This is a genomic window from Amycolatopsis sp. cmx-4-83 (genome assembly GCF_046548815.1).
GTDB lineage: Bacteria > Actinomycetota > Actinomycetes > Mycobacteriales > Pseudonocardiaceae > Amycolatopsis > Amycolatopsis pretoriensis_A.
Genome location: NZ_JAEBEF010000004.1, coordinates 42,620 through 56,630, shown reverse-complemented (window position 1 = coordinate 56,630; position 14,011 = coordinate 42,620). Strand labels below are relative to the sequence as shown.

11 protein-coding genes are annotated in these 14,011 nt (G+C 73.7%); 7 read left to right on the top strand and 4 right to left on the bottom strand.

All coding sequences use genetic code 11. The features are described 5' to 3' along the window. Positions 1–107: 107 nt before the first annotated feature. Positions 108–3,326, bottom strand: coding sequence for a BTAD domain-containing putative transcriptional regulator (locus ACLJQM_RS13160; RefSeq protein WP_410631418.1), 3,219 nt, complete (start codon positions 3,324–3,326; stop codon positions 108–110). Between the two features lie 324 nt (positions 3,327–3,650). On the opposite strand from ACLJQM_RS13160, the gene ACLJQM_RS13155 reads away from it, so the two are divergent. The 4 genes from ACLJQM_RS13155 (at position 3,651) to ACLJQM_RS13140 (ending at position 5,960) form a co-directional block, all read left to right on the top strand. Beyond that, a complete protein-coding gene (locus ACLJQM_RS13155; protein ID WP_410631417.1) occupies positions 3,651–4,610 on the top strand; it encodes an ArsR/SmtB family transcription factor in 960 nt (319 codons plus the stop codon). Between the two features lie 186 nt (positions 4,611–4,796). Then, on the top strand, positions 4,797–5,063 hold the full coding sequence (locus tag ACLJQM_RS13150) for a hypothetical protein (RefSeq protein ID WP_247019665.1): 267 nt from the start codon (positions 4,797–4,799) through the stop codon (positions 5,061–5,063). Between the two features lie 44 nt (positions 5,064–5,107). Beyond that, positions 5,108–5,575, top strand: a complete 468-nt coding sequence (locus ACLJQM_RS13145; RefSeq protein WP_410631416.1) for a DUF4383 domain-containing protein — start codon at positions 5,108–5,110, stop codon at positions 5,573–5,575. A gap of 1 nt (position 5,576) precedes the next feature. Next, a complete protein-coding gene (locus tag ACLJQM_RS13140) occupies positions 5,577–5,960 on the top strand; it encodes a VOC family protein (protein ID WP_360773651.1) in 384 nt (127 codons plus the stop codon). Position 5,961: 1 nt separating this feature from the next. Here ACLJQM_RS13140 and ACLJQM_RS13135 read toward each other — a convergent pair whose 3' ends face one another. Then, on the bottom strand, positions 5,962–6,984 hold the full coding sequence (locus ACLJQM_RS13135) for an NAD-dependent epimerase/dehydratase family protein (protein ID WP_410631415.1): 1,023 nt from the start codon (positions 6,982–6,984) through the stop codon (positions 5,962–5,964). A gap of 168 nt (positions 6,985–7,152) precedes the next feature. Here ACLJQM_RS13135 and ACLJQM_RS13130 point away from each other — a divergent pair, with 168 nt between their 5' ends. The 3 genes from ACLJQM_RS13130 to ACLJQM_RS13120 all read left to right on the top strand — a co-directional run bounded on the left by ACLJQM_RS13130 (position 7,153) and on the right by ACLJQM_RS13120 (position 10,021). After that, positions 7,153–8,748 carry an ABC-F family ATP-binding cassette domain-containing protein gene (locus tag ACLJQM_RS13130; protein WP_410631414.1) on the top strand — a complete coding sequence of 532 codons (1,596 nt, stop codon included), beginning with the start codon at positions 7,153–7,155 and terminating at the stop codon, positions 8,746–8,748. 71 nt (positions 8,749–8,819) lie between these two features. Next, a complete protein-coding gene (locus ACLJQM_RS13125) occupies positions 8,820–9,251 on the top strand; it encodes an organic hydroperoxide resistance protein (protein WP_247019663.1) in 432 nt (143 codons plus the stop codon). Beyond that, on the top strand, positions 9,251–10,021 hold the full coding sequence (locus tag ACLJQM_RS13120) for an alpha/beta fold hydrolase (protein WP_410631413.1): 771 nt from the start codon (positions 9,251–9,253) through the stop codon (positions 10,019–10,021). The genes ACLJQM_RS13125 and ACLJQM_RS13120 overlap by 1 nt, the downstream gene beginning before the upstream one ends. Before the next feature lie 60 nt (positions 10,022–10,081). On the opposite strand, the gene ACLJQM_RS13115 is transcribed toward ACLJQM_RS13120, so the two are convergent. Together ACLJQM_RS13115 and ACLJQM_RS13110 are read right to left on the bottom strand one after the other, a co-directional pair. After that, positions 10,082–11,107 carry an alpha/beta fold hydrolase gene (locus ACLJQM_RS13115; RefSeq protein ID WP_410631412.1) on the bottom strand — a complete coding sequence of 342 codons (1,026 nt, stop codon included), beginning with the start codon at positions 11,105–11,107 and terminating at the stop codon, positions 10,082–10,084. 92 nt (positions 11,108–11,199) lie between these two features. Then, a complete protein-coding gene (locus ACLJQM_RS13110; protein WP_410631411.1) occupies positions 11,200–13,947 on the bottom strand; it encodes an ATP-binding protein in 2,748 nt (915 codons plus the stop codon). Between the last annotated feature and the right edge of the window lie 64 nt (positions 13,948–14,011).

Below are 14,011 nucleotides of genomic sequence, written 5' to 3'. Positions count from 1 at the left end.
GCGCGCCCGCTTCCAATCCGCTTCCCCCGGCAAGCACGCGCGGCACGGACGTCATGAACGACTCGTTCATCGCGTCAGGCGAGGTGAACGAGTCGTTCATGACTTCATCAGAGGCGGGACAGCACCTCGCGGGCGCGGGTCTGCAACGCGGGGAGCCCGGCCGCCAGCCGCAGGCCTTCGCCGCACAGGCGGCGCGCTTCCTCTCGCCGCCCCTGGCCCGCGTGGGCGCGGGCCAGCGCGAGCAGGCAGCGGACCTCGATCAGGCGCAACCCGCCGCCGCGGGCCAGGTCGAGGGCTTCCGTGCCGATCAGCAGGACCTCCGCGTGGTCGCCGCGGGCGCCGTGGACCGCCGCCATGCCGCTCAGCGCTTCCGCCACGTGCCACGGCGAACCCCAGTGCCGGGCCACCGCGACCGCCTCCTGCTGGTGGCGGACCGCCGAGCACGTCTCCCCCAGCGCCGCCTCCGCCCTGGCCAGCGCGTTGAGCGCGCCCACTTCGGTCTCGCGGTTCTGTTCCTGACGCGCGATCTCCAGCCCCTGCACGGCTTGCGCGCGGCCCTGCTCGAACTCGCCGAGGTCGATCGACACCAGGCTCAGCCCGCACAGCGCCGAACCCTGGCCGTACGGGTGGGAGTGCGCCTTGTGCAGGTCGAACGCCCGGGTCAGCGACCGCCGCGCGCCCGGCAGGTCACCCTGCAGCCGCTGGACGACGCCGATCCCGACGAGCACCACCGCCTCCCCGAGCTGGTAGCCCTCCGCGACCGCGAGCTCCAGCGCCTCGTCGAGGCACGCGCGGGCCGCGTCGAGCAGGCAGCGCTGCCGGTGCACCGAAGCCAGGTTGTTCAGCACGCTCACCTGGCCCAGCCGGTAGCCGGACTGCCGCTGCAGCTCCAGCGCCAGCTCGAACTGCGAAGCCGCCTCCTCGAACCGGCCGGCGACCCGCAGCGCGATGGCGGACGCGTTGAGCGCGGCGGCCTTGCCCTCGGGCCAGTCCACGCGCTCGAACACGCGCAGCGCCTCGGTCATCCACTCGACGGCCTGCTCGTGCCGTTCCCGGTGGACGAACGCCAGGCCGATGCTCTGCGCGGTGACCGCTTCCACCGCGGGCACGTCGAGGCGGCGCGCGGCGGCCAGGACCGTGGTCGCGATGTCGACCCACTCGACCCGCCGTCCCCGGTGGTAGAACGCCGAGCGCACGGCGTCGGCGAGGTACCAGGCGATCGGGTACGGCCCGTCGGTGACCGCCTGCGTGACGACGGCGCAGAGGTTCTCGTGCTCGGCGTCGAGCCAGGCGGCGGCCTCGGCGGAGTCGGCGAAGGAGAGGGGGTTCGCCGGCACCACCGCGGGCTCGCGCGGCAGCCGCGGGTCGTGCCGCCTGCCGAAGATCCGTTCGGCCGCATCCGCGCCCGAGAGGTACAGCTCGACGAACCGGCGCCACGCCCGGGCCCGCGCCGCCGGGGCTTCGTGCGCCCCGGCCTGCCGCAGCGCGTACGCCCGCAGCAGGTCGTGCAGCCGGTAGCGGCCGGCCACGTGCTGCTCGACCAGGTGCGCCGCGGCCAGCAGCCGCAGCTGCCGCGCCACCGTGTCGACCGGGTCGCCGGTGAGCGCCGCGGCGCCGCGGGCGGTGAAGTCGGCGGACGAAGCCAGGCCGAGCAGCCGGAACAGCCGCCGCAGCTCCGGGGCGAGCGCCTCGTAGGAGACGGCGAACGCCCGCGTCACGGCGCTCTCCTCCGCCCCGTCCACGACGAGCTGCTTGAGCCGGTCGCCCTTGGCGAGGTCCGCGGCCATCGCGGCGACCGTGGTGTCCGGGCCGGTCGCGATGTTCGCGGCGGCGATCCGCAGCGCCAGCGGCAGGTGCCCGCACAGCTCGGCCAGCTCCCCGGCCGCCGCCGGCTCGGCCGCCACCCGGCCTTCGCCGAGCACGCCGCCGAGCAACGCCCGCGAGTCGGCCTCGGTCAGCGCGCCGAGGCCGAGGGAGAACGCGCCGTACTCGGCGACCAGCCTGCCGAGCCGGTGACGGCTGGTGACCAGCACCGTCCCGGTCGGCGGCAGCAGCGGCAGGACCTGCTCGGCGTCGCGGACGTTGTCGAGCACGAGCAGCACCTGGCGGTCGGCGAGCAGCGACCGGTAGAGCCCGGCCTGCGCGTCGACCTCCTCCGGGATCCGCCGCGGGTCGGCGCCGAGCGCGCGCAGCAGCTGGGCCAGCGCGACCGCCGGCTCCATCGGCTCGCGATCGGCGTCGAACCCGCGCAGGTTGACGTACAGCTGCCCGTCCGGGAACCGCTCGCGCACGCGGTGGGCCCAGTGCAGCGCGAGCGCGGTCTTCCCGACGCCGGGGATGCCGTGCACGAGCCAGACGTCCGACGCGTAGGACCCGGCGCGCGCGGCGAGCTGGTGGTCCAGCTGCGCCAGCTGTTCGGTCCGCCCGGCGAAGCCACGGACGTCCCGGGGCAGCTCGGCGGGCCGGGCCGGGACGACGACCTCGCCCACCGGCGCCGGCGGCTCGGGCGGCTCGTCGCCCTCGCCCTTGAGGACCTGCAGGTGCATCGCCCGCAGCCGCTCGCCGGGTTCGACGCCCAGCTCGGCGTCGAGGCGCTCGCGGGTCGCGGTGTAGACCTCCAGCGCTTCCGGCGTCCGGCCGGACCGCTGCAGCGCGAGCATCAGCTGCTCCTGCAGCCGCTCGCCGAAGGGGTATTCGTCGACGAAGTGGCGCAGCTCCCGCACCACGTGCGTGTGCCGGCCGGTGGCGAGTTCGGCGTCGAAGAGCGTCTCGAGCGCGGTCATCCGCTGCTCGGCCAGGAGCTGGCCGCTGCGCCGGACGAGCACGTCGGTGACCCCGCCCAGCGGCGGGCCCTGCCACAGTTCCAGGACCGCGCGCAGGCGTTCGACGCCCCGGCGCGGCTCCCCGCTCTCGATCAGCCGCCGCGCGTCCTTGGCGACGTCGTCGAAGAGCTCGGTGTCCAGTTCGCCGGGCCCGACCTCGATCAGGTACCCCGGTTCGCGGCGCACGATCACTTCGCGGCCGAGCAGCTTGCGCAGCTCCCAGACGCGCACCTGCAGCTGCCCGCGCGCGCTGGCCGGCGGGCGGTCTTCCCACAGCAGTTCGATCAGCTGGTCTTCGGAGACGACCTGGTTGGCGTTGAGCAGCAACGCGGCCAGGACGGTCCGCTGCTTCGGGCCGCCGAGCCGGGCGGGCCCGTCGACGCCGACCGCCGACACCGGCCCGAGCAGGCGGTACTTGAGGTCCGTGAAGGCCGGGAGCGTCAGCACGGGCGCCGGCCGGGTCCGCACCGGCACGGACCGGTACGAGACTTCGTCGGCCGTCATCGGCGTCCTCCGGCGCGCCGGAGGAACCGCGCTCTGCGTGCGTCGTTCGTCATGCGGGCGTCCGCCTTCCCCAGTAAAGTTCAGCCCCAGTGACGGAAAGTGTTCAGATCGTCACCACGTTGTCCCCCGGCCGGGTGAAGACACTCTCGTCGAGCCGAACGTGCCAGCGGCGCGCGAGCAGCGTCAACCGGCTCGAAAACGTTTCGCGCCAGCCCGAAACGTCCACTCGGGACCCGAATTCCGGAACCTCTGTGACGTCGGGCCCGTGCCAGCGAAAACCCGCTCCACCAGGGCTATCCTCAGCCGGGAAGGGAGCGGTCGGCGTTGTTGAAAATTCACTTCACGGAAGCGGACCTGGCGCGGGTGACCATCGCCGAGGACGCCGACCCGATGTGGGAGCTGCTGATGAGCAGCTACCGGATCCGGCGCCCCGAAGGCGAACCGCTGTTCGGCCGGTGGCGCCGGGGATCACGCTCCGCAGTCCCCCAGTCCGGCCGGCTGCTCATGTCGGCGGTCCCGCCGTACGGCTACTGCCCCGACTTCCTCACCCCGGCCGGCGCCCGCACCATCGGCGAAGGCGTCTCGACGGTGCTCGAAACGACGTCCCCGGTGCTGGCGGCCGACGTCGCCGAGCTGGCGGCGCAGGGCACCCGCGTGCCGCCGTGGCTGCGGCGCCTCGGCGAGGGCGAACCCGCCGAACTGCGGCGCCTGGGCACGGCCCTGCACGACTACTACCGCCAGTGCGTGGCCCCGGACTGGCCGGCGGTGCGCCGCGCGGTCGCCCGCGACCGCCGCCGCCTGCAGTCCGGCCTGGACCGCGGCGGCCCGCAGCTGCTGCTGTCGACGTTGCACCCGGACATCACGTGGACCCCGCCGGTGCTGCGCGTCCGCTTCCCGATCGAGCAGGAACTGCACCTGGACGGCCGTGGGCTCCGGCTGATCCCGACGTTCTTCGCGCACGGCATGCCGACGACGTACAAGGACCCGGGCCTGCCCCCGGTGCTGGTCTATTCGATCAGCCACACGCGCTTCGACAGCGACGCGGAGCCGGGCCCGTCACTGGCGGCGCTGCTGGGCCACACGCGGGCGCGGGTGCTGATGACGGTCGCGATCACGCGCTGCAACACCAGCGAGCTGGCGGAGCTGACGGGGATTTCGCTGGCCACGGCGAGCCAGCACGCGTCGATCCTGCGGGCGAGCGGGCTGATCACGAGCGCGCGGTCGGGCAAGTCGCAGATCCACGAGATCACGCCGCTGGGCCTGGGAGTCATCCGGGCGAGCTGAGGGACTTGCCCCGGCGTGTTAGCCTGTCGCCGTGCAGCGCCCCACGATGTTCTCGCGACTCGTAGTCCGGCGCGCCGGCTGAACCCAGGTCGCCGGCGCGCAGCTCCGGCGATCGCGGATTCCCCGCGGCACCTCTTTCGGGACCTGGCCCCGATCCCATCCGCACTTCCCCGTGGAGATCACGCCATGTCCAGTCCCACGTCTTTCGCCACCCGCCCGGCCATGCTGCTGCGCCGCCGCATCGCCACGTACTTCACCGGTGGCGCCGGGGAAATCCCGGCGCTGGTCCGCGCGCTCGGTGGCACTTCGGTGCACGAGCTGTCCGTCGACATCAGGGACGGGGTCCGGGAGAGCAGCATGGTCTGCGCCGTCCTGCTGGGCGGCGACGAGATCGACGGTCTGCTCGAGCAGCTCCGCGCGTTGCCCGCGGTGGTCTCGGCCGAGCTCGCCTGACGCCGGGTCCGTTTGCCGGCGCGGCCGCCGGGTAGCCCCGGCCCATGACGGATGTGCGAGTTCGACGCAGTACCGCCCGGACCGCCGCGGCGCTGTTCGGGATCGCGTTCCTGGCGGTGGGGGTGCTGGGGTTCGTCCCCGGGATCACCGCGGACTACGGTGCCTTGCGGTTCGCCGGGCACGAGTCGGGTGCGCAGTTGTTCGGCGTGTTCACGGTGTCCGTGCTGCACAACCTGGTCCACCTGCTGTTCGGTGTGCTCGGCGTGCTGGCCTCCCGCGCCAACGGGAGTTCGCGGGCGTTCCTGATGATCGGCGGCGGGGTTTACGTGCTGCTGTGGGTGTTCGGCCTGGCGATGGACCACGACAGCGCGGCGAACTTCCTCCCGATGGACAACGCCGACGACTGGCTGCACCTGGGTCTCGGAGTGGCGATGATCGCCACCGGCATCGCGACGGCCGCGGCGGATCGTGCGCGGGGACAGTACCCGGAGCCGGAGAAGCAGGGCCGCTGAGGTGCTCCGGCTCGGTTTCCCGGTGATCGGCGTCTCCGACGTCCCGCGCGCCACCGCCTTCTGGACGGCGGCGCTGAACCTCGTCGCCACCGACGAGTGGGCGAGCGAGGGCTGGCGCACCCTCGAGCACGCCGACGGCTCCGGGCGCGCCCTCGGGCTGATGTCCAGCGAATCGGTACCCGAGCCGTACCCGCGGATCCACCTCGACCTGCTCGTCGACACGACCGAGGAGCACGAGGCCGAAGTGGCCCGGCTCCTGCGGCTCGGGGCGTCCGAGGTGGCGTGGGACCGCTACCCGGCCGTCCCGGACTTCGTCGTGCTCGCCGATCCGGACGGCAACCGCTTCTGCGTGGTCGACCTCAGCAGGGCTCCGTCCAGCGGCTGACTCACGGCTTCCGGCCGGCCCCGGTGGCGATCTCGTGCAGGCGGTGGCGGTCCGGGGCCAGCGGCGCGGTGTCCGCCCCGGCACCCGCACGCAGCCCGGCGAGGAACTCCTTCAGCGTGTCCGCGGCATCGTGGCGCGGCTGCCAGTCCAATTCGGACTGTGCGCGGCTCGTGTCGAGCAGCGGCAGCCGCAGGACGGCGTCGAACAGCCCCGGCGTCGCCGGGACGGCGTGCAGGCGCCAGGCCGCGGCCACCGCGGCCCGGACCACGGCCGCCGGCACCGGGATCGTGCGGGCGCCCAGCAGGTCCGCGGCGAACCGCGCGTCCACCACCGGACCGGTCGCGATGTTGAACGCCCCCCGCACCGGCCGGGTCACCGCCCGGCGAACGGCGTCCGCGAGATCCGCTGTGTGCACGATCTGCGCACGCAGCCCGCGGACGTCCGGCACCACCGGGATCAAGCCCGGCCGCACCAGCGAGCCCGGGACGAAGGGCCCGGCGAAGAGCCGCCGCTGTTCGGTCGCCGCGGCGCGCTGGAACACGAATCCCGGCCGCAGGCGGACGACGGCCGGTTCCGGGTGCCGGACCTCGAACGCGTCCAGGTACCGCTCCAGATAAGCTTTTTCCCGCGTGTAAGCCGCTCCTGGCCAGCCGTGCGTCGGCCAGTCCTCGGTGACCGGCTCGTCGTCCGTCCGCGGGGAGTACGCCCCGATCGAAGACGTGTACACGAGTTTGGGCACGCCGGCGGCCGCCACCGCGTCGAACACCCGCATCGAGCCGAGGACGTTCGCGCGCCACGTCCGTTCGGGACGGCGGGCCGGCTGGAACAGCCACGCCAGGTGCACGACCACGTCGGCGCCGCGGAAGTGCGGCACGAGGTCGTCGCGCTCGACGTCGGCCGTGATGATCCCCTCCGCCGGCCGCCTGGCCAGCCCGACGACCGTGCCGACCCGCGGGTCGGCGCGCAAGGCGGCGACCACGCCCGTCCCGATGTTGCCGGTTGCTCCGGTGACGACTACGCGCATGCACGGCGGCTACCCCGCACCCCGGCGGTCAACCCTGCTATCTTCGGAAGCGTGGCAGGTGACGTCGACATCTCCGGATAGCTCCGGAGCAGGCAGGCCCCCGGCAGCGCCGGTGCGGGCCGCCCTTGTCGACCACCTTTTCCGCCACCCTCCACAAAGGTCTTCACCGTGTCCGAAATCGTTCTGTCCGGCCTGTCCTTCTCCTGGCCGGACGACACCCCCGTCTTCGACCGCCTCTCCGCCACCTTCCCCGGCGGGCGCACCGGGCTCGTCGCGCCCAACGGCGCCGGCAAGACGACGCTCCTGAAGCTCGTCGCCGGCACCCTGACCCCGTCGGCCGGCAGCGTCGTCACCGACGGCATGCTCGGCTACCTCCCGCAGGACCTGCCGTTGAGCGGGGAGCCGTCCGTCGCCGAAATCCTCGGCGTGGCGCCGGTTCTGCGTGCGCTCGCCGCCGTCGAATCCGGGGACGTCGCCGAGGAGCACTTCACCACCATCGGCACCGACTGGGACGTCGAGGAACGCAGCCGCGCCCAGCTCGACCGGCTCGGGCTCGGCGACGTCGCACTCGAGCGCACGCTCGGCACCCTCAGCGGCGGCCAGATCGTCTCGCTGGGTCTCGCCGCGCAGCTGCTGAAGCGCCCCGACGTGCTGCTGCTCGACGAACCCACGAACAACCTCGACCTCGACGCACGGCGCAAGCTCCACGCCGTGCTCGACGACTGGTCCGGCTGCCTGCTCGTCGTCAGCCACGACCGCGCGCTGCTCGACCGGATGGACCGGATCGCCGAGCTCGACCGCGGCGAAATCCGGTTCCACGGCGGGAACTTCACGTCGTACGAAACGGCCGTCCGAGCCGCGCGTGAGGTCGCGGAGAAGAACATCCGCAGTGCCGAACAGGAAGTCAAGCGCGAGAAGCGGGAACTGCAGCAGGCGCGGGAACGCGCCGCGCGCCGGGCGAGCACCGCGTCGCGCAACCTCGGCAACGCCGGGCTGCCGAAGATCTTCGCCGGCACCATGAAGCGCAACGCCCAGGAGTCGGCGGGCAAGGCGGACGGCACGCACACCGCGCGCGTCGGCGCCGCGAAGGCCAAGCTCGACCAGGCCGAGCGCGAGCTGCGCACCGAGCAGAAGATCAGCTTGGAGCTGCCGCAAACGGTGGTGCCGGCGGGCCGGACACTGTTCCTCGGCGAGGGCCTGCGCGTGCGCGACCTCTTCGGCACCGGCGTCGACCTCGCCATCCGCGGCCCCGAGCGGATCGCGCTCACCGGCCCCAACGGCGCCGGGAAGTCGACCCTGCTGCGGATCCTGCGGGGCGACCTCGAGCCCGGCGGCGGTGCGGTGTCCCGCGCCGACGGCCGGATCGCGTTCCTCTCCCAGCGGCTGGACCTGCTGGACGACGACCGCTCGGTGGCCGAGAACCTGGCCGCGGCCGCTCCCGCGTTGCCGACGGCGCAGCGGATGAACCTGCTGGCCCGCTTCCTGTTCCGCGGCTCGCGCGTGCACCTGCCGGTCGGCGTGCTCTCCGGCGGGGAACGGCTGCGCGCCACGCTGGCCTGCGTCCTGTTCGCCGAACCGGCGCCGCAGCTGCTGCTGCTCGACGAGCCGACGAACAACCTCGACCTGGTGAGCACCGGACAGCTGGAGAGCGCGCTGGCGGCGTTCCGGGGCGCGTTCGTCGTCGTCAGCCACGACGAACGGTTCCTCGACGCGATCGGCGTCGACCGGTGGCTGCGCCTGGAAAACGGTGACTTACACGGGTGACGTCGCACGACGGTCGCCGCGGGGGTGCCCGGATTCCTAGCGTGGTGCCATCACCCGCTGAAAGGAACACGATGTCCGAAGTCACCTACACCGCCGTCGCCACCTCCACCGCGGAGGGCCGCAACGGCGGCCGCGCGACCTCCGACGACGGCGCCCTCGACGTCACCCTCGCCGTCCCGAAGGCCTTCGGCGGCGCGGGCGACGGCACCAACCCGGAGCAGCTGTTCGCGGCGGGCTGGGCGTCCTGCTTCGTCGGTGCGGTGCGCCGCGTCGCGAGCGTGAAGAAGGTGCCGCTGAACGACCTCGCCGTCGTCGCGGAGGTCACTCTCCACCACGACACCGAAGCGGGCGAGTTCCAGCTCAGCGCCGTGCTGCACCTGGAGGCGACCGGTATCGACCAGGCCACCGCCGACGAGCTCGTCAACGGCGCGCACCAGGTGTGCCCGTACTCGAAGGCGACGCGCGGCAACATCGAGGTCACCCTCGACGCGACGGTCGCGTGATGAAGCGCGCGCTCGGCGTCCTGGGCGTCGCGGCGGTCGTCGGGGCGGGCGTGCTCACCGCCGCCACCCCCGGCGCCGCCGTGACGTCGCACCCAAAGCCGACGGTCGTGCTGGTCCACGGCGCGTTCGAGGACGCGTCGGCGTGGGCCCCGGTGACCCGACGGCTGCTGGCCGAGCACTACCCGGTGCTCGTGCCGGCGGTCCCGCTGCGCGGCGTCGCGGCGGATGTGGCTTCGCTGCAAGGGGTCCTGGATTCCGTGCCGGGCCCGAAGATCCTCGTCGGGCACTCGTACGGCGGGCTGCTGATCAGCGAGCTGGCGGGCTCGACGTCCGAGGTGAAGGCGCTGGTCTACGCGGCGGCGTTCATCCCGGAGGCGGGCGAGACGGCGGGTCAGCTGAACGCCCGGTTCCCGGGCTCGCTGATCGGCCCGTCGACGACGCACGCGGTCGGCCCGGACCTGTTCGTGAACGCGGCGAGCTACCCCTCGCTCTTCGCCGCGGGCCTGCCGGCCCTGGACACCGCGGTCGCCGCAGCGGGCCAGCGCCCGATCCTGGCGGCGGCGTTCGACGAGAAGGTGCTCTCCACAGCCCCTTCTGCCATTGCGAAGTACGCACTGATTGCGACGCGCGACCAGGCGATTCCCCCGGCGGCGGAACGCTTCGAGGCCCGGCGCGCCCACGCGTCGATCACCGAGGTGCCCTCCCCGCACGCGATCGCGTCGGCGGCTCCCGACGCCGTCGTCGACGTCATCCACCGCGCGTCCCGCTGAGCGCCGGTCGTGAGTGTTCAGGCGGGTTCTGACCCTCCTGAACACTCACGACCGGCCACGTCACATCCGGTCGGCGTCCACAATGGCCTGGGCGAACGGCTTCGGGGCTTCCTGCGGCACGTTGTGGCCGATCCCGTCGAGGACCCGGTGTTCGTACTTGCCCGTGAACTTCGCGCGGTACGCCTTGCCGTCCTTGGCCGCCGCGTCGAAGTCGCTGCCGATCGTGATCGACGGGACCGTGATCGCCGGGCTGGTGGCCAGCTTCTGCTCGTAGGCGTCGTACTGCGGCTCGCCCGGGGCGAGGCTCAGGCGCCAGCGGTAGTTGTGGACGACGATGGCCACGTGGTCCGGATTGTCGAACGCCGCCGCGCTGCGGTCGTACGTCGCGTCGTCGAAGTGCCACGCCGGGGACGCCGTCTTCCAGATCAGCTTGTTGAAGTCGTGGCGGTTCGCCGCGTAGCCCGCGCGGCCGCGCTCGGTCGCGAAGTAGTACTGGTACCACCAGCCGAGTTCCGCTTGCGGCGCCAGGGGTTTCTGGTTGGCCACCAGGTTCGTGACGATGTACCCGCTCACCGCGACGACCGCCTTGCACCGCTGCGGGAACAGCGCCGCGATGATGTCGACCGTCCGCGCGCCCCAGTCGTAGCCGCCCAGGACGGCCTTGTCGATCTTGAGGGCGTCCATCAGCGCGACGACGTCGAGCGCCACCGCGGCCTGCTGCCCGTTGCGGACGGTCGCCGCCGACTTGAACACGGTCGGCCCGTAGCCGCGCAGGAACGGGATGATCACCCGGTAGCCGGCCGCGGCCAGGATCGGCGCGACGTCGACGTAGCTGTACGGGTCGTACGGCCAGCCGTGCAGCAGCACCACCGGCTGCCCGGTCGCCGGGCCGGCCTCGAAGTACGCCATGTCAAGCACCCCGGCGCCGACGTGCTTGACCTCGCCGAGCGAGGTGTGCTCGCCGGACCCGGCCCGCAGGTCGGGTGCCGTGGACGCGACGGGGGCGGCCGGGGACGAGCAGGCCGCCAAGGAGGTCGCCGCCAGTCCCGCCGCGAACGCCTGCCCGAACCTTCTCCTGCTGATCATCGTGACTCCTGCGCGAAAGACTGTGGGACTTTCACGACGTTAGGGAGTGTCCGGTGAGCTGCGCGCCCGTCAGGTGACGCAGCGGGTGTAAGTCACCCTTCCAGGGCCTTCAGCGTCCCGGCGAGGTCGGCGCGCGAACTCACGCCGAGCTTGGGGAAGATGCGGTGCAGGTGCGTGCCGACGGTCCGGTGCGAAAGGTACAGCCGCTGCCCGATCTCCCGGTTCGTCAGCCCCTCCGCGGCCAGCTGCGCGATGCTCAGCTCGTGCGGGGTGAGCTTGTCCCGGGCGTCCGGACCGCGGTTCGGGCTCGACTCGCCCGCGCCGCGCAGCTCGCGCCGGGCCCGCTCGGCCCACGTCGTCATGCCGAGCGCGTCGAACGTCTCGCGGGCGGTGCGCAGGTGCGTCCGCGATTCGACGACCCGCCGCTGCCGCCGCAGCCACTCGCCGAACGCCAGGTGGACGCGGCCGCGTTCGGCGGGCCAGCCGGCCAGGTCGGCCTGCAGCGCTTCGGCGAACCGCTCGTCGCACGGGTCGAGCACGGCGCGCGCGTACCGCAGCCCGATGTGCAGCGCGGGTGACGTCGAGCCGAGGCGCTCCAGCTCGGCCAGGATGTCCCGCACCACGTCGGTCTGCCCGGCCCGGACGGCGGCTTCGGTCAGCTCGGCGACGCAGTACGCGCGCAACGCCAGCTGGTACGCGGGGTCGGCGGGATCGAGCAGCCGGCGAAGGTCGGCGAAGGCGTCCTCGAAGCGCCCCTCGCCGAGGTTGACGAGACCACGCGTGAGCTGGACGGTGGCGAGCACCGGCCGCGCCCCGGCGGCGAGCCCGGCGCGTTCGGCCTCCGCGGCCAGCGCCCCGGCCTGCCGGTGGTCACCCCGCAGCGCCGCGATCTCGGCCTGGACGGCGGTGGCCAGCCCGGCCATGAACGGCTGCCCGGTCTCCTGCGCGAACCGGGCCGCCTCCGCCGCGGCGGGCACGGCGCCGGCCAGGTCCCCGAGCCGCACGCGGCTCCAGGCGAGCACGGCGAGCGCGCGCGGCAGCAGCCCGAGCCGCCCCTGCGCGCGCAGCCCGGGCGCGGCGGCCGCGGAGAACCGGGCGGCGAGGTCGAAGGCGCCGACCTGCAGCGCGGCGCTGCCGAGGTACCGGTCGACCTCGGGATCGGCCCCGGTCCGCGCGACCAGCGCCCGAAGGTGCCCGAGGACGGCCTCGCCCCGCTCGAACGGCGCGACGTACGCGGTGACGGCCACGATCCGCGGGTCGTCGGCCGGGACGGGCAGCAGGTCGGCGACGTCGAGCAGCGCTTGCCTCGCGGCGGGCCCGGGCTCGGTCCAGAAGCAGCGCATGGCGGCGCTCCAGAGGATCCGCATGGCGGCGTCGTGCTCCCCGTCGGCCGCGACGGCCCGCGCGACCTCGGCCAGCTCGGCGACGCGCGCGGGATCTTCGCGGACGCCGTCTTCGAACTCGCTGAGCAGCCGGCTCGCGGTGGCCCGGCGTCGAGGGTCGGCGGGCCGGGCTTCGCGGACCAGCCGTTCGGCGGTCTCCCGCCGTCCCGATTCGACGGCCAGTTCGGCGGCCTTGAGCAGCCGATCGGCCCGCGGCCCGGGCGCACAGCTGAGCCGAGCGGCCTGTTCCAGCGCGGCGATCGCGGCGGCGGCTCCGCCCCGGTACCGGGCGCGTTCGGCCGTGCGCTCGAGTTCTTCGGCGACGGCTTCGTCGGGCCCGGCGGTGGCGGCGGCCTGGTGCCAGGCGCGGCGGTCGGGTTGGTCTTGGAGGGCTTCGACGAGGGCGAGGTGGGCCCGGCGCCGGTCGAGAGCGTTGGCGGCGGCGGGGATGGCGGAGCGCATGAGGGGGTGGCGGAAGGTGACGACACCGGCGGTGAGTTCGATCAGCCGAGCCTCGACGGCGGGGGCGAGGATTTCGGGATCGGCGCTGGTGGTGGGAGAGTCGGCCGCCGCACCTTGCCCGGCGCCGGTCGCGGGCGCGCCGTCCGCGAGCAGTGTGCTGGTCGCCGCCAGCGTCTCCGCCAGTGAAGTCGTCTCGTTCAGCGCCGCCACCAGCAACGCCGTCCGCGTCGCCGACGGCAACGCCGCCACCCGGGCCGTGAACGCGCGCTCCAGCCGCTCCGTCAACGGCAGCACCGGGTCCAGCCCGTCCAGCTCGGCCGCCGCCGCCGGCAGCTCCGTCAACGCCAGCGGGTGGCCCGCCGCCTCGGCCAGCAACCGCGTCCGGACCGCCGGGGCCAGCCGCGGCGCCACCGAGTCCAGCAGCTCCGCCGCGTCGTCGGCCGCCAACCGATCCAGCGGCATCGGCGCCAGACCCGCGTCGAGCAGCGGTGACTCCGCGCCCTCGCGCAGCGTGGCGACCAGCACGACCGGCTCGGTCTCGATCCGCCGCGCGACGAACGCGAGAACGTCCGCGCTCGCGCGGTCCAGCCAGTGCACGTCCTCCGCGACCAGCAGCAACGGCTTCGCCACGGCTTCCTCGGCCAGCAACGTCAGCGCCGCCAGCCCCACCAGGTAGGCGCTCGGCTCAGCGCCGTCCGCCAGCCCCAGCGCCGTCCGCAGGGCGTCACGCTGCGGCGCCGGCAGCCCGGCCGCCCCGCCACGGACGGGGTACAGCAGCTGGTGCAGCCCGGCGTACGCGAGGTTCTGCTCGCCCTCGGCGCCGGTCGTGCGCAGCACCCGCAGCCCGGCGACCGACGCCGCGGCCGCCGTCTCCGTCACCAGCGCGGACTTGCCGATGCCCGCTTCGCCGCGGATCAGCACCCCGGCTCGGTCTTCCGGGCCGTCGACGAGCTCGCCCAGCTCCTTCAGCTCGGTTTCCCGGCCACGCAGCACCATGGAAACGACCTTACCCAACGCACGTTTCCGCAGTTCAGCGCCGAGTGACGTACATCGACAGCGT

Excerpts from the sequence above, each read along its gene's own strand:
- ACLJQM_RS13125 (WP_247019663.1), top strand. The coding sequence starts at position 8,820 with ATGTCCGAAGTCACCTACACCGCCGTCGCCACCTCCACCGCGGAGGGC.
- ACLJQM_RS13110 (WP_410631411.1), bottom strand. The coding sequence starts at position 13,947 with ATGGTGCTGCGTGGCCGGGAAACCGAGCTGAAGGAGCTGGGCGAGCTC.
- ACLJQM_RS13135 (WP_410631415.1), bottom strand. The coding sequence starts at position 6,984 with ATGCGCGTAGTCGTCACCGGAGCAACCGGCAACATCGGGACGGGCGTG.
- ACLJQM_RS13150 (WP_247019665.1), top strand. The coding sequence starts at position 4,797 with ATGTCCAGTCCCACGTCTTTCGCCACCCGCCCGGCCATGCTGCTGCGC.
- ACLJQM_RS13160 (WP_410631418.1), bottom strand. The coding sequence starts at position 3,326 with ATGACGGCCGACGAAGTCTCGTACCGGTCCGTGCCGGTGCGGACCCGG.
- ACLJQM_RS13145 (WP_410631416.1), top strand. The coding sequence starts at position 5,108 with ATGACGGATGTGCGAGTTCGACGCAGTACCGCCCGGACCGCCGCGGCG.
- ACLJQM_RS13120 (WP_410631413.1), top strand. The coding sequence starts at position 9,251 with ATGAAGCGCGCGCTCGGCGTCCTGGGCGTCGCGGCGGTCGTCGGGGCG.
- ACLJQM_RS13115 (WP_410631412.1), bottom strand. The coding sequence starts at position 11,107 with ATGATCAGCAGGAGAAGGTTCGGGCAGGCGTTCGCGGCGGGACTGGCG.